A 20909-nucleotide genomic window follows, 5' to 3' on the forward strand; every position below is an offset into this window, starting at 1 on the left:
TTTGCCAAAGTCCTTCACGGAATTCCCAGTAAAAATCTGGTATTAGCCTTGATTTTCGACTGGGTTTAGTTTGGTGTACCTTTTTTCTACTGCTCCTTGCTTGATGCGCTAATGAAATTTCCAATTCACACGTTTCAAGGACTTGACATCATACCGCTGGACTTTGTGCTTAAATGTCGATATCTGCATTATGATTATGCGGCGGTTCCATCGCCTCCGAAGGCGGCGGCTGACCGTCCGCAGACTTCCTTTTTGTTAAAATATGTGTAATTGCTTACATTTTAAGATACACTTCGTATCATGTCAATGAATTTCAACGGGATCGGTTATTTTTCAACTCGCCCGATAGGTCATTATATCCAATCACTCGAATCTATGGCGCATACCATGTAGGAAGAAGGTCTGAGTTGGCATGCGCCATCTGCACGCAGACATGCCTGTGACCTATTGCAACAGTTGATCCCGACCAACCCTATCTTCATTTTATAAAGCAAATCTATTAAGGATAAAGGAGATGATGGCAACATGCCCAACGGCGACATGCAGAAGAGCGTTTACGACAAGAACGATAATGGCGTCGTGGACCAAGCAGCCAAGCTGCAAACCCCCAGGAACATCAATATTACCGGAGGAGTAAGCGGATCGGCTCCCTTCGACGGATCGGCGGACATCACGATTCCGGTGAGCGTGAATTCCGACGTCATGAAGAAGAGCTTCTACGACACCAACTACGACGGCGTTGTCGACGTGGCTGCCAAGCTGCAGACGGCCCGCACGATTACGCTGACCGGAGACGTAACGGGTTCGGTATCGTTCGACGGCTCGGGCAACGTAACGATGGCGACCTCCCTGACCGGAGCCTCCACCACCACATCCACATCCACATCCACTTCGACTTCAACTTCCGCCTCTGCTTCCACTTCCGCCGTCGTATCTGCTGCCCTCTCGGACACCCGCGTTGTCGGCAAGCGGAATGAAGCCAGCTTCTCGGGCGCCGAGACTTATGCGGGCAAGAGCAGCGTATCCGGCACCAAGAGCGGGGTGACATTCCGGCAGAAGCACATCTTTAACGTCGACAGCACGGAAGTGCAATGGGTCTTCCAGAATCCAAGCTCGGTGAACAGCGCCGCCGTCGAACTGAAGGTATCGCTTGAAGTTCCGGCCGGTACGGGGAGCGTAACGTTCTATCCTCTAACGGTTAACTCCTCAAGGACCTTCACCGTCGGATTGAATCAGACCGTATTGACGGATAAGTTCAGCGGAGCGTTCACCAAAGACCAAACCGTGTACCTCCGTATCTACGCCAAGAGCAAGTGGCCGCTTAACTGGTTAATGTCCATCAGCGCCGGCGACGGCTGGATCGATGGAGATCTGACGAACCAGACAACCGCCGCCTCCAACAGCGCCCAGTATTACAACGGAACGGCCACCGTCAGCGGAGCGGCGACCGAGAGCAACAGTTGGAACAGCCTCTCTCCCCGGGAGGGCAACGGCTACGGCGCCAGCCTGTGCATAGGCAAGCCTAGTGCCAGCGCCGCAGCCTATCCGATAGTCGCCTTATTCGGAGACTCCATCTCCAAAGGCGTAAGCATGGGAAGCAGCACCTACGGGCTCTCTTACGGATTCATGCAGATGGCCGTTCAAGCTGCGGGAGGGTCTTGGATCGATCTTGGGGCGAATGGCGAATCGTTGGAATCCGTCGTCGTGAACAACGGAAGCTCCTTCACGTACGCAAGCGATCGGTTTAGCCTTCTGTCGTATTGCACGCATGCCATGATCGAATACGGAGTCAACGACATTAACTCGCCCAACAATCAGAGCAGCACGGCAATCTCCTATATTACCGGTCTTTATCAAGCGCTGATCACAGGGATCAAGAAGGCCGGCCTGAAGGCATACTCCTGTGTTCCCGGCGTCAGCGCATCCTCGACGGACAGCTTCGCTACGGTAGCCAACCAGACGCCTACGGCGGTCAACTTCCGCTTAAGAGCGAACGGCGGCAATGAAGTATGGAGCGACCTTAATGCGTGGCTGCACGGCTCTTCCCTCAAGACCGTATCCGGAACGGCCATTGCGGCCCCCGTCGGCTTGGACGCCGTGTTCGACACCGGGGTAACGGTTACAACGAGCAAGGCGAATGGAGATCCCGTATGGAAGCCCGGCTATACGAACGACGGCATACACCCGAATACAGCGGGACATACCGTCATGGCGTCGCTTATTCCAGCATCGTCCTTCGCCATGAGCACAACTAACGGCGACGGCGGTTCGGACAGTTCGGGTAATTCGGGCAGCTCGGGTAGCTCCGGAAGTTCGGGCGGTTCGGTGGGAACAGGCGACATGCTCAAGAGCACGTACGACTCCAACGGCGACGGTATCGTCGACCAGGCCGCCAAGCTGCAGAACGCTCGCAACATCACCCTCGCCGGCGATGTGACCGGTTCCGTCTCCTTCGACGGCTCCAGGGACGTCACCATCACCACTTCCTCTCCGAGCTCCGGCGACATGAAGAAGAACGTCTACGACTCCAATGGCGACGGCATCGTCGACCAGGCCGCCAAGCTGCAGAACGCTCGCAACATCACCCTTGCCGGCGATGTGACCGGTTCCGTCTCCTTCGACGGCTCCAAGGACGTCACCATCACCACTTCCTCTCCGAGCTCCGGCGACATGAAGAAGAACGTCTACGACTCCAATGGCGACGGCATCGTCGACCAGGCCGCCAAGCTGCAGAATGCTCGCAACATCACCCTCGCCGGCGACGTGACCGGTTCCGTCTCCTTCGACGGCTCCAAGGATGTCACCATCACCACCTCCGCCCCGAGCTCCGGCGACATGAAGAAGAACGTCTACGACTCCAACGGCGACGGCATCGTCGACCAGGCCGCCAAGCTGCAGAATGCTCGCAACATCACCCTCGCCGGCGACGTGACCGGTTCCGTCTCCTTCGACGGCTCCAAAGACGTCACCATCACCACCTCCGCTCCGAGCTCCGGCGACATGAAGAAGAACGTCTACGACTCCAACGGCGACGGCATCGTCGACCAGGCCGCCAAGCTGCAGAATGCTCGCAACATCACCCTCGCCGGCGACGTGACCGGTTCCGTCTCCTTCGACGGCTCCAAGGATGTCACCATCACCACCTCCGCCCCGAGCTCCGGCGACATGAAGAAGAACGTCTACGACTCCAACGGCGACGGCATCGTCGATCAGGCCGCCAAGCTGCAGACGGCGCGCACGATCTCCCTGACGGGAGGGGTGTCGGGCTCGGCTACATTCGACGGCTCGTCGAACGTGACCATCTCGACAACGGTTGTCGGAACCGGAACCGGCATTCGCGGCCAGGTAATTCTGAACGCCACAAGCGGCTCCAACGCGACGGCCGCATTCCAAAGTGCAATTACGGCGCTTAATGCGCTGGGCGGCGGAACGTTGATCATCCCGGCCGGCGAATACTTCCTGAGGGCGCAGTTGACACTCGATAAAATCATCCTAAAAGGCATGGGCGCAGGTGTCAGCGTGATTACCGTCGATACCAACATTGGTGACGGAGTCGCCGCCATCCTGATGAACCCTCCCGGCTCCGGATTTACCACCGGCATGGAGGACGTCACACTTCGAGGCGGCACCGGGGCTTGGTCGCTCGGGAAGAAGACCCGCTCTTACAATGGGGTGGAGATGACCGTGCGTTCCTTCCTGAACAGGGTCAACATCTCTGACTTCGGGCATGGTCTCGTCATCAACGGCGCGAGTCACTCGTCGATAACCCATTGTTATCTCAGCGGCTCGTATTACAACGTCTACTTCAAAAATGACCAAGGCGACCATAACTTCATCGACTGCACGCTCGATCATGCATCGTTCGCCGCAATCGCCGTCGCAGCCGATCACTCCGGCCATCCCGAGACCTACTTCCTTCGTTGCCATCTCTCCGTCTGCCCCTTCGGCATCTACCAAGAAGCGCCCGCCAAGGGAGTCAACCCGATCGCCTTCCTGATCGAATGGGTACTGGACAGCGTCCGCTTCGAAGGCATCGGCAATGCGGCCATCTATTCGGAATCATGGAACGCCGACCCCGGACTCGGAGCAGGCGGTTTAATCGGCGTCACGATCCGCAACCCCGGCTTCGGCTGGTATGTCGACGCCTCCAACACCTTGTCCGCTTATACGCCCGCCGAAGCTGTCATCGTGGGCCAATGTCGCGGAACGATCGTCTTCGAACCCGGCCTCAGCACCTTCACCTACTATGGCTCCACCACGCTTCCGGGAATTCGCATTCGGGACAACGCGGCCATATGGGTCGGCTCCTTCGACAACAAGAACTTCAAGATCGTATCCGGCTTCTACACCTTCAACGGCCAAGCTCGAAGCGACACTGTCTATAAAGGAACTTCCGGCGGCAGCGTCTTTATCGACCAAGCTCCGATGCGGCTCGTGAACGGCACCAACCAGATGTGGCAGATTACCCTCGTGCTCAAAAATTATGTCAATAGCACTTCGACCGCGCAGAGCATTCCGTTCCAGTTTCCTTTGTCCGACATGACTCAAGCGACTCTGCTCCAGAACACGACGGGAATGCCGGCCTCCGCCATCACCCAGACGAACTCCGGCAATGCGATTCGGTTGAATCCGAACAGCACAACCGCCTATACCGGAGCGATTATCTTTATCGGCTACTAACTCACGCATGGGCTTCCTCCCGGACCGCCGTATGGCGACCTTGCACGAAGAACCGTCAGGAATGATCGCTAATCGTCCTGACGGTTCTTTTTTGGGTTCGGAGGATGTCCAATCGTCTCTTCGGAGCGTCGTTGTGCGGGTTCCCGGCACATTGTTCCTAGACACGGGTCAACTGGAGCGGCGATTGGCGCGCGGAGGAACCGAGATGAGTCGCCATTACTCAAGTGCAGGCATTCGAGCAGGCATGGTGGGTGCAGATGAGTAACCACGGGCCAACTGGAGCGGCGATTCGCGCGCGGAGGAACCGAGATGAGTCGCCATTACTCAAGTGCGGGCATTCGAGCAGGCATGGTGGGTGCGGATGAGTAACCACGGGTCAACTGGAACGGCGATTCGCGCGCGGAGGGATCTTCTTCACTCTCCCCATCCCCCTTACTTCCTCACACTTCCTCACTTCCTCGCTCTTCCTCACTAATTCACACTCTTCCCCTCTTCCTCGCTCTTCCCCACTCTCCCGAGATCGCCCTCCGCCGCGCTATCCGCCTCCCAGCCCGAGGACTTTTGCGATTTTATGTGGTTTTTCACATTCGTCGGCTTGGATTGGGGGGCAATCGCGGCGTTTTATGTGGTTTTTAGCATACATCCAGCACCTCGGGCTGGATTTTCCTCTATGAATGTGATTTTTCGCATAAAATCGGGCAAAGTGTCCGTTAGCGGGCTGCTCGAATGTGAAATTTCATATGAAATCCAGCGGCCATCGGCAGCGGCGGGTTCGGCGGGGCCGACGAGGTTGACGGGTTTGACGAGAGTGACGGGTTTGACGGGTTTGACGGGTTTGACGGGTTTGACGGGTTTGACGGGTTCGACGGGTTCGACGGGTTCGCCAGCATCGACGAGACGGGTTCGTTGAGTTCGTTGGGTTGGTTTGGTTAGTTTGGTTCGACGGGTCCACCAGCTTTATCGCCACTCTCCATCCCGCTTGCCGGTCCGTCACTCTGCAACCAATCCGACGGAGGTCCGCGCCTCCTGCTCCTTTAACCCCATCGCGGAGTGCACGAGTTGCATCATCTTATGGCGGAATTGCTGCTCGCCGAATTGCTCCGCGTGGCGCCGAATCGCAGCGGGGTTCCAGGTTCTTGTCCGTGCTTCCTCGAGAGCCATGATGAGGTCGGGCACGTTCTGCCGGTCGAAGAAGAGGCCGTTGACGGCGGGATTGATCGTATCGAGGGCGCCTCCTCCCCGGAACGCGATGACGGGGCGGCCGCAGGCGTTAACCTCAAGCGGCGTGATGCCGAAGTCCTCGATGCCGGGGAACAGGAACGCGAGGCAATGCTGCATATACCGCTCGATCTCCTGGTCCGGCAAGCGCCCCACAAAGTGAACCGTTGGCCCCGCCAGCGATTCCAAGCGTGACCGGTCGGGCCCGTCTCCGATCACGATAAGTTTTTTCCTCGCTCGTGTGCAGGCTTCGACGGCAAGATCGATTCGCTTGTAGGAGACAAGCCGGGAGACGACAAGGAAGTAATCCTCCGGCGGCTTGTCCGAGAGCTTGAACCGGTTCACGTTGACCGGCGGGAAGATCAGCTCGGAGCTCAGGCCGTAATACTCCGCGATCCGGCGCTGGACGATGGAGGAGATGGCGACGAGCCGATGAACCTTGCGCGAGTTGCTCCTGTCCCAGAGCCGCAGCGGACGCATGAGCAACCGGGCGATCGCTCTCTGCGCGAACGTCACCTCGTTCGACTCCATGTACGTGGCGAAGTCCCAGGCGAATCTCATCGGCGTGTAGCAGTAGCAGATATGGCGGGTAGCTCCGCTTACGCGAACTCCCTTCGCGAAGGCGCTGCTCGAGCTGATGACCAGATCGTAGCCTTGAAGCTTCATGCTCGCAACCGCGAACGGGTAGAGCCAGAAAAATTGCTTGGAGCGCTTCAGAATGCCGGGAATTCTCTGCATCCAGGACGCCCGGATGTCCGCCTTCTCCAGCTCCGGCCATAACCGGTCCCGGTCAAGGATCGTCGTGTAAATCGGAGCGTCGGGGAACATCTGATGGAGCAGGCCGACGACGCGCTCCGCGCCTCCCATCTGGTTCAGGTAATCGTGCACGATAGCTATTCTATAAGGGCTTCTCATAGGTATTCCCTTCCTTTAGTCTGGTCCCCGCGGCCGGGGTCGGATAAGAGAGAACCTTGCGATAGATGTCTTCGATCTTCTGCGCGGCGCCGGCAATCGTGAACTGCCTGGCGACCCGAGCCGTAGCCGCGTCGCCGATGCTTAGCCGGAGCTGTTCATCGGTCAGCAGCCGTTCGGTCTGCGCGGCAAGCGCTTCGATGTCTCCCGTCTCGTAGAGCAGACCGCTTCGACCCGGCTCGATGATCTCGGGAACGCCGCCTCCGTTCGTCGCGACGACGGGAATCGCCTGGGACATCGCTTCGATGATGACGCGGCCGAAGGGCTCATTCTTCGAGCACAGCCAGAGCGCTTCCGCCGCACAGCAGAGCTCCATCACATCGTCGCGGAATCCGGTGAAGCGGACCCGTTCCGACAAGCCGGCGTTCTTGACCAGATCGCGCAAGGAATTCAGATATGCACGGTTCTCCTCCCGGAACTTCGCTTCTCCGATGATCCATAGATAGACGTCCTGCCCCTTCTCCAGCAGCTTCTTGAGCGCGAGGATGGCATCGGCCTGCCGCTTCCATGGGGCGATCTGGCCGATCATGACGATCAGCTTGGCGCTTGCCGGAGTGTCCCATTCTTCCCGCAGCCTCACGCGGATGGCTGCCTTCTCGTCCGGCCGGAATGTTCGGAGCTCGACTCCGTTGTGCACCAGCTCCAGCTTCCTGCTCAAGGCCGGCGTGTCGAATCCGTCCATCACCGCGCGCGAGATGCAGAGAATCGAGCGCGCCGCGAAGCGCGCGAGCAGCTTCATTCCCCGACCGATCCATCCTCCCGGGGGAATGTCCTGCGAGTGCCAGACGACGGGAGTGCGATGCCGCCACGCGAACATGGCCGCCATCATGCCCGCGCGAAGGGAATTCGCATGAATCAGGTCGATTCCTCTGTGGCGAACGGACTGCGAGAATCGAAAGCCGGCCGCCAGCATGCCGAAGCTGTCCTTGACCAGTCGTAGCGGATTCCGGGACAGCCGCGCTTCATAGCCCGGGAGAGTAACGGTTGGAAGTCCCGACTTGCGCGCGCGCTCGGCCAGATCGCCTTCCGGTGCGAAGACGACCGGGCAAGCGTTCGGCAGGTTGCTCGCGATCGAGAGCAGGTTGATCTCCGCTCCGCTGACCGTGCTCGTATGATTATAGAAGGCTACTCTTAAATCCGCTCTCATATGTGCGGCACTCCTTCCTCGACTCGATGGCCTCTCCGAACGCCCCGGCAATCCGCACAGCGATCTTGTCCCACGTATAATGCCGCAGAACATGCTCTCGGCAAGCGTCTCGCTGCGGCGCTCTCTCCGTTCCGTTCAAGACCGCGGCCACCTTCCTCGCGATGGCCTCCGGGCTGCCGTCCGCGAACAGCAGCTCCGCGGACAACTTCTGCAGAATCTCCTTCGTCCCGCCGTACGGCGTTCCGAGCACCGGCGTTCCGCATGCCAGCGCCTCCGCCGTCACGAGGCCGAACCCTTCGAGCGTAACCGTCGGCACGATCGCGAGATCGGCCGCCTGGTACCAAGACACAAGCTCCTCCGTGCCGACCCGGCCAAGCAGCCTTACGTTTCCTTGCAGCCCCAAGCTCTCAATCAGCTCTTGCAGCTCCCCCCGCAAGGGACCGTCCCCGATAATGCCAAGCCGGATGGACGGAGTTTCCTGCGACAGCCGAACCATCGCCCGAATCAGATGATCGATCCCCATCCGTCGGACCAGCCTTCTCGCGCAGACCAGCAGCCTCTCGCCGGGTCGGATGCCAAGCTGCGCCCGCAAGCTCCCGCGATTTGCCGCAGGCTTGAACCGTTCGGTATCGACGGCGCCCGGAATAACGTGAATCCGGCTCCCGGATACCCCGAATTCCTTGGAGAGCACATCTCGGAAGTAATCGCTCAGCACGATAAACGAGTCCGACCTGCGATAAATGGACTGCTCGAGCCTTCTCTTCATTCGGAGCTTAAGCAGCTTGGACAAGGAGCGCCCCTGCTCCTCGACCAGCGATTCCAGCGACCACGGCCCGTGAAAATGCGTCACGATAGGGACATGCCCGGGCAACGAATTCCTGCCAACCATGGCCGCATAGAGCGCGAAGTGAGGGTTGAATACGTCCGGCTCGCTCACGCGGCTTCGATTCATGACTCCTCGGTAGAAAGACCTCACTCGCTTCATCGTCGTCAGCGCGGGGACCGCTTCCGCGATGTCCCGAACGTAGGGGGGCGCTCCGAGCGGCCTCCCTTCCCCGCTGATCAGCCCTTCGACGGAGTGGCCTTGTTCGACCATCGCTCTCAGGTAGTCGGCGAAGTATTGATTGAGTCCTCCCGGAATATGCTCGTGCCATTCCATGCCCGTCGCCAGAATCTTCATACGATCCCTCACAATCTCAGAATGCCTCCGTGAAGCTCGATGTCCTTGATAATTCGGTGCCACTTGGACAGCTCTTGGTACCACATCAGCGTGCTCGTCTGCACACTTCGGGCAATTCTGCCCGTGAAGAGCGCATCGTAGATCTCGCGAACGCCGTCCGTCACCGTCCGGCTCGGCGCCCAGTTCAGCACCCGCGCGAGCTTGTCGCAATTCACCCGGTAGGAGCGGAAGTCCGCATCCCCGACCCACTCGATCTTCACTTCGCCCGGACAAGCGGCCGCAACCTCGGCCGCGAGCCTCCCGAGCTGATAGTTGTTCGCCTGCGAGCCGACATTGAAGATCTCGCCGTTCACGTTGTCCGAATCCGCCTTGAGCATAAGACACATCGCGGTCGCGGTGTCCTGGACGTGGACGAACGGCCTCCACTGGCGGCCGTCGCGGTTCAACGGCACGACTCCGTTCTCCCAGGCCCCGATCGTCATGGAATTCACCGCCAGATCGAAGCGCATCCGGGGCGAATATCCGTAGACCGTCGCTTGCCGGAGAATCACGACCGTGTAATCCCAATCGGCCAGCTCCAGCACTCCCTTCTCCGCCAGCTCGTTCGCTCTGGCATAGGTCGTCAAGGGATTGGTCGGGGACCGCTCATCCACGATCACTCCCTGCTCCTGGAAGCCGTACAAGCTGCAGGATGAAGGAAGAATATAGCGCGCCGCCCCCGCGAGCTTCGCCAGCTTCGCCGTGTTTACCCGCGATAGGTAGTTGATCTCGTACGTCTCCTCCGCGAAGTATTCCCCGCTCGGATCGTTGGAGATCGCCACCAGATCGATGACAGCGTCGACGTTCTCGAAGTGCGCGAGCGTCAGCCTCCTTGCATCTTCCCTTATCCTCTCCAGCTTCGGATGCTCCGCCAGCGTATCCGCACCGAAGAAGAAGCGGTCGATCGCCTTCACCCGGTAGCCTTGCCGAAGAAGCATGGGAACCAGCACACTTCCGATATAACCGCCGGCTCCCGTCACCAAGACCGTCTCCATGTCCCATTCTCCGTTCCTTGTGCATATTGAATTTTCTCCGAACAACGCTCCTCAGCGGCTTACCCCGCCGCGACTCGTCCCCCGTCCTGCTTCTCGAGAATGAGCTTGACGATATATTCCGCGAACGGAAGCGAGCAGGTGAAGGCGGGCGATACCGAGTTAAGCACGTGGAGAGAACGGTCGTCCCCTTCCACGATAAAATCCTGCACGAGGGACATCGTCTTCTTGTTCAGCAATTGCGCTCGGATGCCCGGCCTCATGAACTCCCCGAACCCGTTCTTGTCCAGGTTGCGCACCAGCTTAAGCGATTCGTTGATGAAGCGATTCCTCATGTACTTCTTCACCTCTCCCAGCGCCAAGGACCGGAAGCGGAACGAGTTGGTCAGGAACAGCTTCGATTCGTAATAGAGAATGCCCGACAGTTCCGGCAGGCTCAGTCTCCGCAGCCCGTTGTAATTCTCTCGCCACAGGGCGGGAATCGCCGTCGGCCCGATCTTGATCGAGCCGTCGAACGTCTTCGTGAAGTGAACGCCCAGGAACGGGTTGTTCAAGTTGGGAACCGGATAAATATTGGTCCTGATATCCGTCTTGTTCTTCTTGTACTTCATATAGATTCCCTTGAAGGGAATGATCGTGTAATCGCCTCCGAAGCCGTATTGCTTGGCGATTGCGTCCGCGTACAATCCGGCCGAATTCACGAGGTACCGGGCCTCTATCGTGTCGTTGCCCGCATACACCGTACGATCCCGATGGCCCTTGAAGGGACAAGAGAACAGAATGTCGACCCCTTGCCGCACAATCTCGCGCTTAAGCGCGCGGCAGACTTCGATCGGATCGACGGTCGAGGTCGTCGGACAGAACAGCGCCTTCTCTACGGTGCGGGCATTCGGTTCTATCATGAACAGATGCTTCTCGTCGATCGGGATCAGCTCGACACCGTTGCGGTCCCCCCTCCGCTTCAATTCGTCCAGCCCGGCAAGCTCTTCCCCGCTCGTCGCGACGACGACCTTGCCGCACCGGTTGAGCTTAAGCCCGTTCTCCTCGCAATAGGCCGTCATCGCCAGATTGCCCTCGCGGGTGAACCTGGCCTTCAGGCTGTCGGCCGAATAATAGAACCCCGAATGCAGAACGCCGCTGTTCCTTCCGCTCGCATGAAGCGCGACCTCATCCTCCTTCTCGATAATCCCGACCGAGCAATCCGGCAGCCTCCGCTTCAGCTCTCGCGCGATCGTAAGGCCGATGATTCCCGCCCCGACGATCAGATAATCGTAATTTCTCGCCATGCTGGCTCCCTCACCCTTCCGCCGCCGGATTCACGGAACCTAGCTTGAGCTTTTTTTGCGCCGCGATCCGATGCTTTAACCGCTTCATAATCGGCGCTTCGATCAGGGAATAGAACAGGCAGCCTCCGATCAATGCCCCCGCCGCGCAGGCCGTAACCATCGTTAAATTGCCAAGTTGGGCAAAGAGGTTCAGTCTGTTGAATACTTGATAGAGGAGATGGATGGCCAGCAGGTGTACGAGATAGATCGAATAGGAGGCATCCCCCAGATAAGCGAACAGCCTGTTAGGGGAAGATCTCGCGGAATCCGGCCACGCGCTGGCGGCAGCGACGAGCAAGAACGACGGAATCCCCCAGGCAAGAGCTCGCGGAATCGATTCGTGCAGCCAGTATTCATTCGCCCAGGAAGCGAAGAACAGGACGATTCCCAAGCCCAGCGCCCAATAAGCCGCCCTGGCACTCAGCTTGTCCCGGCGCAGCAGAACCGCGATGCCGCAGCCGGCCAGGAATTCCAGGTTGTGCGGGCTGAACAGATATTCGCTCCAGAGCCAGAAGCCGCGATCCTGGATGAACATCGAACCCGCCGAGAGCGCTCCCCAGCCGAGCGCAGCGCCGACCAGCAGCTTGGGATTGCGGTTCCGGATGAACAGCATACCGAACAGGACGTAGAAGAGCAGTTCGTGCCACAGCGTCCAGGCGACCCTCAGAATCGGTTGATGGCTCTCCGGGATGAGGAACCACGATTGCACAATCTCCGACAGCTCGCGTTCGAAGCCGTCGCCGTAGCTCGGAACCGCGAAGTTGAATGCAATGACCGGAATCAACACAAGCCAGTAAACCGGATAGATTCGCGTGAACCTTCGCACGTAGTAGGAACCAAGCCGCTCGCGCACGCCGAAGTCCGAGTAATGGGTATAGCAAATGATAAAACCGCTGATGACGAAGAACAGATCGACTCCCATGTACCCGGAGAGAAAGACATTGTCGGCGAATCGGTATTGAAGCCGTTCGTTTAACGTAATGGTCACGTGCGTCAAGAGCACGAGAACGGCTGCCAATCCTCTCAGATATTGAATTCTGTGCAGCTTGCGCTTCATCATACTCCTCCTTTGGGAGCGGCATCGTGTCTCCCCTGCTCCGGCTTGGTGCCCTGCGGCTTGCCCCCGGGACGGGGCCTGAGCTTGAACAGCTTGGCTTTGATGCTTGGAAGGTACGCTTCGGTTACGCTCGCGACCAGCCAGGCGTAGAGGATAAGCCCCCCGGCGAGAGCGGCCCCGTAACCAAGATGCAGGAGATCCGGCTGCCATGTCTGATAGCCGAACCCGTACGTGCAGAACAACAAGACGGGCCAGTGCGTTAAATAGAGGGAATAGGAGATTCGGGCCAGCCACCTGGAGAAGCCTTTGTCCCTTCGGAGCGGGGTGACGCGTTCATGGACGTTGTAGAAGATCAGGATGAAGTAGAGAAGGACGGCGAAGGCGAGACCGACTCCGAAGTAAAGCGGGAACGACTCCAGCCTTCCCAACTGGTGATAGGGATCGCTCAGCTTGCCGATCAGCAGCGCTGCCGCAAGGATAAGGACGGAGCCCGCAAGCAGGAGAAGACGAATGCGCCTGCTCCTTACTTTAACCAGGGGGACGACCGCGAGCAGGCTTCCCAACAGCCATATCGCGAAGTAGGCGAGAATGGTCATTCCGACGAAGTAGCCGATCGCTGCCGTCAGAACAAGATAAATGGCTTTCTTCCAGCGCGTGTTCGCGAAGACGATCTGAATCAGGCACGGGAACAGCATGTAATACCAGAATTCGTAGCTGAGACTCCAGAGCGGGATGTTGCGTCCGAAGTTGTCCGCTTGAATCTGCTGCAGGAAGAAGAGGTTCCCCCAGAAGGTTCCCCAATCGAGGCTCCCGGCAAAAAATCCATCCGTACGGAAGAAGGCCATGCTCAGCGAGTCCCAGACATAGGTCAGCAGCAGCGCAGGCAGCAATACGATCCATAGACGGATCAGGCGGCTGCTTAGGTAATGGAACCAGGACCAGCCGTTCGTCTGGATCGACCTGAGGATGCTTGAGGTGATCAAGTAGCCGCTGATGACGAAGAAGGCCGCCACGAGAAGGTACCCGAGGCTCGTGAACAAGTACAGCGCCTTGATCGCCGCGGCATCGCCCGCCGATTCGGAAGTGACGAACAGTTGGGGCCGCAGATGGAAGATCATCACATAGACGGCCGCAAGTCCTCTCAGCAGATCAAAGTGTCGGGAAGCCGGACTGCCCGGCCGAAGCGTATTCAACGGAGTCGGCATACGCGTTCACTCCTTCCCGGTTACGGGGTCGATCTGCGAGCAAGCGGCGGAATGGCGCTGCTTCTGTCCAAATACCCGATTGCCAGCCACAGAACGGCGACGACCGCATAATGCCCGCCGGTCAACCACTGCCCCGCTTCCGAGACGAGCATTCCCATAATAATCAAGGGAATCATGCTGCCTCCGTTCGCTCTCGCTATGCCGAGGAACAGCGTTCGGAAGAAGACGAGCAGGTAGATCGCTCCGCCGAACAGTCCCGTGGCGATAAACTGATTGCTCCAGTCGATCTCCGACGAGAGCGCCATCCCTCCGAACTTGCCGGAAGCGATCGTCGTGACGCCGAGGCCATAGCCCAGAGGGTTGCTGAAGCCTTCTTTGAAGCCTTTGAACATGTATTCGATGTGCCCCGGCAGGGTCGAATCCTCCCCCATCGGATCGGTTAATCCCGAGACGGAGTGGGTAATCAGGCCGTTGTCGTGGCCGAGCTTCTGCATGCTGAAGAAGAGAGCGACGAGAACGCCGACGGCGAACAGGGTCAAGAGCGCCTTGGAGCTGGTCTTCTTGGCGCACACAACCGTCATCAGGAAGAGCGCCGCCGTGCAGGTGACGATGGCGGAACGGGAAGACTCGATGAAGAGCGCCGTATACATGAGAATGACGCCGGACATGGCAACCAGCCGGATGCCGGCCGCCCCTCTCAGGAAGTAACCCCAGCCGATGACGATGGCGATGCTGAGGTAATGGGCATATTCGGCCGCGTTCGTGAAGAAGCCGATCGGACGAACCATCGTGTACACCTGAAGAGCTACGTAGCCGGACAGCCGAATCCACTCTTCCTCGAAGGAGTAGAAGCCGAACCAATATTGCTTGTAGCCGTAGAGCGCCGCCAGCAGTCCGATAACGAAGACGATGCCGAACAGCATCCGAATCGCTTTATCGTTCAGATATTCCCGTCCGAGCAGCATCATCAGAATCGGCACAATGTAATAGATGATGCCCGACAAGCCGACGAACAGGCTTCCTTGCAACGGGTTGAACACCTGAATCAGATCGATGACGAGCATAACCCGCACCAGCTTGAACAGCTTCGTATCGTCTTCGATCGCTTCTCTCTGAATGTATTTTCTCGTCAGCCAGTTCAAGGAGAGCAGGAGCACGACGATAGGGCTGATCACCAGGAGCGTATCCAGCGAGTTCCACCCGGCAACCGGAATCAAGGCGCGCCGGATAAAGCCGACGAAGGGAAGGAACACCATCAGAGACAGAAGCGCCGCCCTTGGACTCTTGATCTGGATCGCCGCGAAGACAACGACTACAGTCGCCGTTATCAGCAAGCGGACGCTTCCGGGGTGAAGGGCGACTCGTCCCAACAGCGCGCTGACGGCAAGAAGAGCGCCGATGATGATCCCCTGCTGGAGGAAGCGCTTGTTCAAGCGTCGGACGGCAATATTCATGGCTATTCCTCCTTCGTTTGTTCGGACACAATGTCCCGAACGAACTCGCCGACGATGCGCACTTGCTTCTCCCGGTTGAACACATTCGACTCCCGCGGCACTTCGGCCCTCAGCCGCCGAAGCTCTTCCGGCTCCAACCGCCTCAGCCGCTCCCGCAACGATTCGATGTAGCGAGGCTCCCACGGCTTCAGTCCATTCAGCCGGAGCATCCCGCTCCCGCCAAGATCGTAAGCCATCGGCAGCTTGCCGGTGAGAATCGGCAAGCCCGCCGCCATATACTCGCTGATCTTCGTCGTATACCGGAAGCTTCCTACCTGGTCGACGCTCTGCGGCAAGCTCGCCAGATCCATGGCGGACAAGTACGCCGGCACTTCCTCCCGCGGCACTCGTCCGATCAATCGGATGTTGTCATGACCCTCGGCCAGCTTCGCAAGTCTCATCATGCCGCTGCCATCTCCTACGATGAGAGCCGTGATGTCCTTGCGCTCAAGCTCGCGGAGCGCCATCACCAATTCATAGCCGTAGCAGTACCCCGCCCTGCCGTTCCAGTTCAGGGACCCGACGATGCCCACGACCAATTGCTCCTGCGGAATGCCGAGCCGTTCCCTGATGCGCTGCCTCGATTGCCTCCGCTCCGCTTCGCCGGGCACGAATGGCGCCCAGCCCGCCGCCGTCATGGCGAATCGGGTTCCATAGGACAGGGCGCGCCCGGTCAAATAAGGGGACCAGCCGATAAACCCGGTCGCTCTTCGATAGAGCAGCTTCTCATAGAGATGGAAGAGCGCACCAAGCAGCCGGTAATGGCTGGAGATGAACGGACCGACGGCATCCCCGCTGCTCACGATATAAGGAACTCTGGACAGCAAGCTTCCGAGCAGAAGCCCGAGCCCTCCCGCGATTCCGGTTCCTTCCATAACGACCGCGCTCGGGCGCTCGCGCCGCATCAATCGGGCGATTCGCCACACGTTGCCGAGCTTGCTCCCGCGATCGAAGGGAACCATTCGCGCGGGAAGGCCGGAGAGCAGCTCCCTCAACCGGTTCTCGTCGTCGCTGCCGCTCCCTTGGGTTGCGAAGCCGATCACTTCGCCTATCGCCTCGCCTATCACTTCGCCGAACGCTTCCTGCTTGGCTTCCGCACCGCGGTTGCCGTTATCAACGAGTGCCAACGGACTCATCTCCATGACCGGATTAAATTGCGCAACAATGGCCGCAGCACGGCCGGACGGCTCGCGATGGCCGCAAGCGACGGGCCGAGCTTGCGCTGCCGCAGCATCCGCTTGACATCCAGCTCCGTCAGAATAAGTCGCTTCTGCTTCGCATAGCGGCTCAGCGCTCTGACGGTCGTCCTATCGGCGGAGTAGCGATGCATCAGCTCCTCCGTCGAGCGGATCTGCGCTTGGACCGGCACGGCGACATCGGATGAGAGAGAATTGTCGCGAATGCGATAATAATAGAGCGCCTGCTCGGTAATCCTCATGCTCGCGCCCTGGAGCAGACATTCCAGCACGAACCGGAAGTCTTCCCCGTAGCGAAGATCCTCCTTGTACGCGATTCCCCGCTTGCGAAGGAATTCCGCGGAGACCATCGGCTTCAGGTACCCGAAGTCGTCTTGTATCATCCGCTGCGCGTCGACCCGCGCCCCGTCCGGCACCTCGCCGATCATCGGGACCCGCGTCTTCAGATACGTGCTCCAGGGCGAGGCTTCCCCATCCCTGATCAGGAAGAGGTCGTCGCAGACGATATCCGCCCGGAAGCGCTCCGCGAATTCGATCAGCCTCCTTAACCGATCGTGATGCCACCAATCGTCCGCGTCCAACACGGCGATCCATCGACCTGCCGCCTTCCCGATTCCGTAATTCCGGCAGTAGGATGGCCCGCGATTGCCTTGGAGCGTGTAGAGACGCACCTGCGGATGATTCCATGCGGCGACGATGCGGGACGTTCGGTCGGAGGAGCCGTCATCGATGACGAGAAGCTCCAGATCGGAATAGGACTGCGCAAGAACAGACTGAACGGCTTGCTCAATGTAGGCTTCCGCCTGATAAGCGGCCATGATGACCGATACGGTCGGCATCCCGGCTCTCCCCCTTCTCCTCGTGGATTCCTCTCTTCCTGATTCTTCTCTTCCTGACTCTTCTCTCCCTAACTCTTCTCTCCCTAATACCGCAGTCTCGCAATCATCGAGTAGGAATGATGGATCGTTCGCCATGCCCGCCCCGGCTTCCGCTCCTTGACGCCGTGCAGAAGGGCATGGAGCGAAGCGGCGGCAAGGAAGGAAGCCGCCTTCACTCGCTTCCGTTCCGTGAAGCGATAGCGCTTGAAGGTTGCGTAGAGTCGGGAGGCTTCGACGTGCGGCTCGTAATAATCCCGGTTGGCGGCCGACGGGTAATGATCGTTAATCGCTCCCGGCGCCAGCACAATCGGATAACCCCGGCCCGCCGCCCTTGTCGCGATATCGACCTCTTCATAGCCGTAGATCAGGTTCTCGTCGAACTTCAGCTCGTCGAACAGTTGAACCGGGAATACGGTGCTGTTGATTACGATGGTTCGCAGCGGCTCCCCCTGCCGGTATACCCGGCTCTGGAAGCCAAGGAACGATTGCTCGTTCGGGTGGACAAGCTTACCTCTGTTGTTCTCCAGTCCGGTCACGATTGGCGGCTTCTCCGTGCGCTCCGCCTGCTGGCCGGTCTTCAGAATGTTCCACAGGAACGTCTTCGCGAGCACAACATCGTCGTCCATGAAGAGAACGTGGGAGCCGGTTACCGAAGCGAGGCAGTGGTTCCGATTCGCGGCAAGCCCCTGCCTCGGACCGCGCATATACTTCAGCTCCGGGAACGATCGGCGAATCCGCCTGCTCGTCGCGTTGTCCGTGCTGTCGTCCGATACGATCACCTCGTGGATCGGGTAGCTGGATTCCTCTAACGAACGAAGCGCCCGTTCGAGCTCGTCCGGCCGATTCCTCGTACAGATGCAGACCGACACTCTCATGGCAAGCTCCCTCCCTTGGCGGGCATATCGCTTTTGCTTATCGGCTTCAGCTTGCGCAGGATGCCAAGCGCCGATTGGGCGAGCGCGGCAAGATCGGCGAGGCTCGGCAAGAACTCGGAGGGCTTAATCTGCCGGATGCATCTGCCGTACCAGACCAGCCGCACATTGAAGCTCATGATCGCACCCATCAGAACGGAGAAGGCCGCTCCGCTGATCCCCCATGGCTTCAGGACAAGCATCATGCCAAGCAACGTAGCGCCTACGTTCGCCGCGTCCGCTATCGAGTTGTGAAGCGTTCTTCCCGTGCTGTTCAGCGCCCCGGCCAGAATGCTCGACAGCCCGCTGAACAGGACGCTCGGGAGCAGAATGATTCCCGGCAGAACGGAAGCGATATAGGCTTGCCCGAACAAGAACGGAATAAGCACGGGTTCGGCGAGGCCGAGCAGGATGCCGCCCAGGAGCGTGCATAATGCCGTCAGACGAATGAACCGGCTCGTTCTGTCATGCAGCAGCTTCGGGTTCTCCTTCACCAGGTCGGGGAAGCTCGTAACCCCGATAGCCGCAGGCAGCGCCCACAGAATGCCGAGAGCGCTGCTCGCCGTCTGGTAGTAAGCGAGCGCGGCCGGCGTAAGCGCGAAGATAAGCAGTTGGGAGCTGCTGTTGCCGACGACGTTCACGACGCTGCTGCCGTGCCCCTTAAGGCCGTACCAGAATCCTTCCTTGAAGATGCTCCAGCGGAATCTTCCCCCGGCCTTCAGGTTGGTTCGCATCTGCCAGAAGTAAGGGACAATGCCCAGGAAGGAGATGGCGCTCGTCGTCGCCAGGCACATCCCGATGGAGAGCCGGTCCGCCGTGAAGTAAACAAGCCAGCAGGTCGTCAGCACGGCGGGGATGCCGACCCTCAGCAGGTTGACGGTAGAGAATCGTTGCTCCGCCGCCAGTATTCCCGAGAACAGGCTGGACAGCGGCCCCGTGATCGAGGAGGCGAAGAAGAGGTACGCCATCAGCTTCTCGTCCGCTTGAAGATGATGCCGCAGCATCCAATCGGCGAAGAGCGCCACCACCCCCACGCATACCGCGCCGGTGCCGACGGCCCAGACGAGCAGCGTCATGAACACGTCCTTGCGGTCCTTCTCGCGGCAGCGGCTCCATAGATAAACGCTCGTTATATAGATGCCGATATCGCAGAAGCCCAGAATCAAGCCGTTCCACATCGTGATGCCAAGGTAGACTCCGCGGTCGTCCGGCGACAAGCCTCTGGACAGGAGGATGGCGGAGAATACGTTGATGAACATGAACCCGGACATGCTCATGAAGGTCTGCAGCGTCTGCCGAAGGAGGCTCGATACTCCTCCCCCCGCTCTAGTTCGTGACTCCATAGACCGTACCCCGGCTGGCCGTTATGCTTGGCTTCTTCTGCACCAGCCGCTCGAAGATGTCGATGATGTCGGCCCCCACCTTCTCGCGCGAGAACAATCGAATCGCTTCCTGGCGGGCGATCCCCGACAGCTCGTCGCCTCGGCCGGCCCGAATCTCCGCATACAGCTTGCGTACGGTTGCCTCCATCGCGTCCATGTCGCCTGCGGCGAACACGCGGCAGACCCGCTCGTCGACCCCCTCCGCCGCGCCGATCTTGTCGCTCGCGACGACCGGCAGGCCGCTGGCCAGCGCCTCCCCGACAACCAGACCGAAGGGCTCGTAATGGCTCGGAGCGATTAACGAATCCACGTCGTGGTACAAGCGCTGCAGCTCACTGCCGGAGATCTCGCTGACATAGGTCGCCACCTCCGTATTCAGTCCCTTCAGCAGCCCGCGGTAATCGGACCACAGGGAATGGTTGCCGACCAGCAGTATTCTCGCTTGCCCGGCCAGATCGGACAGCCGGCGGGACAATTCCACCATCATCTCGGTTCCCTTGCGCACCGAGATCCGGGACACGAAGAGGAACGTCACCCGCTTGTCCTGTCGGGACAGCCGCAGCTCGGGTTGAGGCGCGAACTTGTCCACGTCGATCGGGTTGGGCACGAAGAAGTTGACCTTGTCGGGACTCATGTTGTAGTCCTCGCACAGCTCCTTCGCGAAGTTGCGGCTCAGGCTGACGATATAGTCCACCGACTTCACGTGCCGCCTCTGCGTGCTGGCTCGCAGGTTCAGCATAAGCCGGACGAGCATCCGGGTCGCCCAGGATTCGGAGCCCTTCGCCAGATGCTTCTCCCGGCGATGCCACCGCAGCTCCGCCGCGTGGTGCACAGTCGGGTAGAGCACGATCGGAGGCAGCTCCTTCTTGTACTTCCGGAGCGCGTGCAGCTCGATGTGCGAGAACTGGAACACGAGATCGTACGGCTTGATCCGGTGCTGCTCCGCCATGATCTTGGCAAGTCTCATCTCGCAGCGAAGGTTCGCATATTGCCCCGTCACGAACGCCATATAATTGTTGCGGCTGTACCAGCGATTCCAGCTCCACGAGGTTTTCTCGCAGAAGTAACGCAGCTTCTTCTCCTTCAGCAGCACATCCGGAATATTCGCCTTGTCGCCCGAGAAGTAGCAGTCCACTTCAATTCCGTTCTTCGAGAGCTCCTGCAGAATGGAGCGCCCCACTCCAGTAGCCCCGCCGCCGTTGTTCGGCATTGGTCCGATCCAAGCAATTCTCAC

General features: G+C 59.2%; 14 protein-coding genes. 1 reads left to right on the forward strand and 13 read right to left on the reverse strand.

Annotated features, from left to right (window positions below; all coding sequences use genetic code 11):
* Positions 1-525 precede the first annotated feature (525 nt).
* Entirely contained in the window at positions 526-4680 is a 4155-nt protein-coding gene (locus E6C55_RS23385) for an SGNH/GDSL hydrolase family protein (protein ID WP_136372246.1), read from the forward strand.
* 990 nt (positions 4681-5670) lie between these two features.
* On the opposite strand, the gene E6C55_RS23395 is transcribed toward E6C55_RS23385, so the two are convergent.
* The 13 genes from E6C55_RS23395 to E6C55_RS23455 all read right to left on the reverse strand — a co-directional run bounded on the left by E6C55_RS23395 (position 5671) and on the right by E6C55_RS23455 (position 20909).
* Positions 5671-6813, reverse strand: coding sequence for a glycosyltransferase (locus E6C55_RS23395; RefSeq protein ID WP_136372248.1), 1143 nt, complete (start codon positions 6811-6813; stop codon positions 5671-5673).
* Positions 6797-8017, reverse strand: coding sequence for a glycosyltransferase family 4 protein (locus E6C55_RS23400; RefSeq protein WP_168735832.1), 1221 nt, complete (start codon positions 8015-8017; stop codon positions 6797-6799). The genes E6C55_RS23395 and E6C55_RS23400 overlap by 17 nt, the downstream gene beginning before the upstream one ends.
* Entirely contained in the window at positions 7986-9209 is a 1224-nt protein-coding gene (locus E6C55_RS23405; protein ID WP_136372250.1) for a glycosyltransferase family 4 protein, read from the reverse strand. The genes E6C55_RS23400 and E6C55_RS23405 overlap by 32 nt, the downstream gene beginning before the upstream one ends.
* Entirely contained in the window at positions 9206-10231 is a 1026-nt protein-coding gene (locus E6C55_RS23410; RefSeq protein WP_136372251.1) for an NAD-dependent epimerase/dehydratase family protein, read from the reverse strand. The genes E6C55_RS23405 and E6C55_RS23410 overlap by 4 nt, the downstream gene beginning before the upstream one ends.
* Positions 10232-10290: 59 nt before the next feature.
* Positions 10291-11514: an L-2-hydroxyglutarate oxidase gene (gene lhgO, locus E6C55_RS23415; RefSeq protein WP_136372252.1), complete on the reverse strand. Its 1224-nt coding sequence runs from the start codon at positions 11512-11514 to the stop codon at positions 10291-10293.
* Between the two features lie 10 nt (positions 11515-11524).
* Positions 11525-12610: an acyltransferase family protein gene (locus E6C55_RS23420; protein ID WP_168735833.1), complete on the reverse strand. Its 1086-nt coding sequence runs from the start codon at positions 12608-12610 to the stop codon at positions 11525-11527.
* The gene (locus E6C55_RS23425; protein WP_136372254.1) at positions 12610-13815 is read right to left on the reverse strand and encodes an acyltransferase family protein; all 1206 of its coding nucleotides are present in this window, start codon (positions 13813-13815) and stop codon (positions 12610-12612) included. Before E6C55_RS23425 ends, E6C55_RS23420 begins: the two co-directional genes overlap by 1 nt.
* 20 nt (positions 13816-13835) lie before the next feature.
* Positions 13836-15269, reverse strand: coding sequence for a hypothetical protein (locus E6C55_RS23430; RefSeq protein ID WP_136372255.1), 1434 nt, complete (start codon positions 15267-15269; stop codon positions 13836-13838).
* A gap of 2 nt (positions 15270-15271) precedes the next feature.
* Complete coding sequence (locus E6C55_RS23435; protein WP_168735834.1) at positions 15272-16435, reverse strand: glycosyltransferase; 1164 nt, start codon at positions 16433-16435, stop codon at positions 15272-15274.
* Positions 16436-16440: 5 nt separating this feature from the next.
* Positions 16441-17343 carry a glycosyltransferase family 2 protein gene (locus E6C55_RS23440; RefSeq protein ID WP_168735835.1) on the reverse strand — a complete coding sequence of 301 codons (903 nt, stop codon included), beginning with the start codon at positions 17341-17343 and terminating at the stop codon, positions 16441-16443.
* 83 nt (positions 17344-17426) lie between these two features.
* Entirely contained in the window at positions 17427-18257 is an 831-nt protein-coding gene (locus E6C55_RS23445) for a glycosyltransferase family 2 protein (RefSeq protein WP_136372258.1), read from the reverse strand.
* Positions 18254-19636, reverse strand: coding sequence for a lipopolysaccharide biosynthesis protein (locus E6C55_RS23450; protein WP_136372259.1), 1383 nt, complete (start codon positions 19634-19636; stop codon positions 18254-18256). Before E6C55_RS23450 ends, E6C55_RS23445 begins: the two co-directional genes overlap by 4 nt.
* Complete coding sequence (locus E6C55_RS23455) at positions 19620-20909, reverse strand: glycosyltransferase family 4 protein (RefSeq protein ID WP_168735836.1); 1290 nt, start codon at positions 20907-20909, stop codon at positions 19620-19622. Before E6C55_RS23455 ends, E6C55_RS23450 begins: the two co-directional genes overlap by 17 nt.

Origin of the sequence: Cohnella fermenti (genome assembly GCF_004801405.1) — a bacterium.
GTDB lineage: Bacteria > Bacillota > Bacilli > Paenibacillales > Paenibacillaceae > Cohnella > Cohnella fermenti.

Bases quoted from the DNA above. Each gene is read 5' to 3' on its own strand.
- E6C55_RS23410 (WP_136372251.1), bottom strand. From the start codon at position 10,231: ATGGAGACGGTCTTGGTGACGGGAGCCGGCGGTTATATCGGAAGTGTG.
- E6C55_RS23425 (WP_136372254.1), bottom strand. From the start codon at position 13,815: ATGCCGACTCCGTTGAATACGCTTCGGCCGGGCAGTCCGGCTTCCCGA.
- E6C55_RS23440 (WP_168735835.1), bottom strand. From the start codon at position 17,343: ATGCCGACCGTATCGGTCATCATGGCCGCTTATCAGGCGGAAGCCTAC.
- E6C55_RS23445 (WP_136372258.1), bottom strand. From the start codon at position 18,257: ATGAGAGTGTCGGTCTGCATCTGTACGAGGAATCGGCCGGACGAGCTC.
- E6C55_RS23400 (WP_168735832.1), bottom strand. From the start codon at position 8,017: ATGAGAGCGGATTTAAGAGTAGCCTTCTATAATCATACGAGCACGGTC.
- E6C55_RS23450 (WP_136372259.1), bottom strand. From the start codon at position 19,636: ATGGAGTCACGAACTAGAGCGGGGGGAGGAGTATCGAGCCTCCTTCGG.
- E6C55_RS23395 (WP_136372248.1), bottom strand. From the start codon at position 6,813: ATGAGAAGCCCTTATAGAATAGCTATCGTGCACGATTACCTGAACCAG.
- E6C55_RS23420 (WP_168735833.1), bottom strand. From the start codon at position 12,610: ATGAAGCGCAAGCTGCACAGAATTCAATATCTGAGAGGATTGGCAGCC.
- lhgO (WP_136372252.1), bottom strand. From the start codon at position 11,514: ATGGCGAGAAATTACGATTATCTGATCGTCGGGGCGGGAATCATCGGC.
- E6C55_RS23385 (WP_136372246.1), top strand. From the start codon at position 526: ATGCCCAACGGCGACATGCAGAAGAGCGTTTACGACAAGAACGATAAT.
- E6C55_RS23430 (WP_136372255.1), bottom strand. From the start codon at position 15,269: ATGAATATTGCCGTCCGACGCTTGAACAAGCGCTTCCTCCAGCAGGGG.